The sequence below is a fragment of the Paenibacillus sp. BAC0078 genome (genome assembly GCF_054483875.1).
Genome location: NZ_JBTLRW010000060.1, coordinates 1 through 1128 on the forward strand (window position 1 = coordinate 1; position 1128 = coordinate 1128).

1 protein-coding gene and 1 pseudogene are annotated in these 1128 nt (G+C 52.0%); both read right to left on the reverse strand.

What is annotated here, in order from left to right; translation table 11 throughout:
- On the reverse strand, positions 1-291 hold a 291-nt coding region (locus ACX1DY_RS31385), incomplete at its 3' end, for a hypothetical protein (RefSeq protein WP_458968040.1).
- A 30-nt stretch (positions 292-321) separates the two neighbouring features.
- Positions 322-1128 (reverse strand): annotated as a pseudogene (locus ACX1DY_RS31390) (HNH endonuclease); the annotation flags it as partial.

Here is a 1128-nt window from a genome sequence, read left to right on the forward strand (position 1 = left end):
TACAATCGCCTGCGCTTCCATGACGGTCATGAGAATATTCATCAGTAGCGGAAGTGCTGCCGTGATGGCTCCACCCGTGACGATTTCTGCGACAACAACGCCCACCAATATCCCGATGACCGCAGCCAAAAGCTTCAATCCATTACTCTTCATCCATTTTATTACATATGTTTTTATCTGGTCAAACACCATTTTGGCATTGTTCTCCCGCAGCGATACGCCGTCTGCAATTTTGCCTCCGAGGCTCTTGTCCGCTTTTCCGGTATCAAAATCCGCCATAATGCTATCCATCGTATGCGGATCGCTGCTACCCGGAAGCTGCTAGGTTTCGCCGTCCTTGAGGTTCATGTCCCGGACCAGTTCAGGGTCCATTTCGCCCTCTTCCACCGACTCCATTTCGATGTCATCTGCGGTAAGCTTCTCTTCCGGTTGCGGCTCTCCCGCTTCCTGGGCCTGCTCTGCCACGCCTTCTGCCGAACCTGCACCCAGCGACTTCGAGATGTCTACTCCTAGCAGATACTCCCACATCTTGCCTTCCAAATGGCTGAAGGACCGCTTCGCCGCCTTGCCAAGCGCCCCGATCCGCTCCATCACGTCGAGGAAAACGGCGATCAGGAGGTTGCCTAAGGTGGAGATCAATTTCGTGTAGAAGTTTTGCACGACAGCCAAAGCCTGATCTACTTTAGTTGCTAGGAAGTCCATGACTTGGGTGACTTTCGTTTTGAGCTTCTGCGCGAGCTGGTTGACGACTTTCACTGCTTTGTTCACGACAGCATCAATTTTGCCGCAAATCTTGGCGGCGATGCCCGGGAATTTGGCGAAGACCACCGAGACCAGCTTTTTGAGGAGGGTACCCAGGCCTTTGATCAGGGTGGTGATCAGCTTGCGGCCCAGTTCGATGATGCCCAGCACGGCTTGTTTGGCTTTTTCAAAAATAAACTTAACCGCTTTTCTCAGACCCTCAAAAATGAAGTTGACGGCTTTCTTGACGACTTCAACCACTGCTTCGAGCTTGTCTTTCACCCAGCCGAGGAAGCCGCCTTTTTTCTCTTCCTTGGCTTTTTCTTCTTCGTGTTTCCCGTCGGCCTCTTTTTTGGCTTTGCTGTAGGCCGTCGTGGCTTCTTGTTC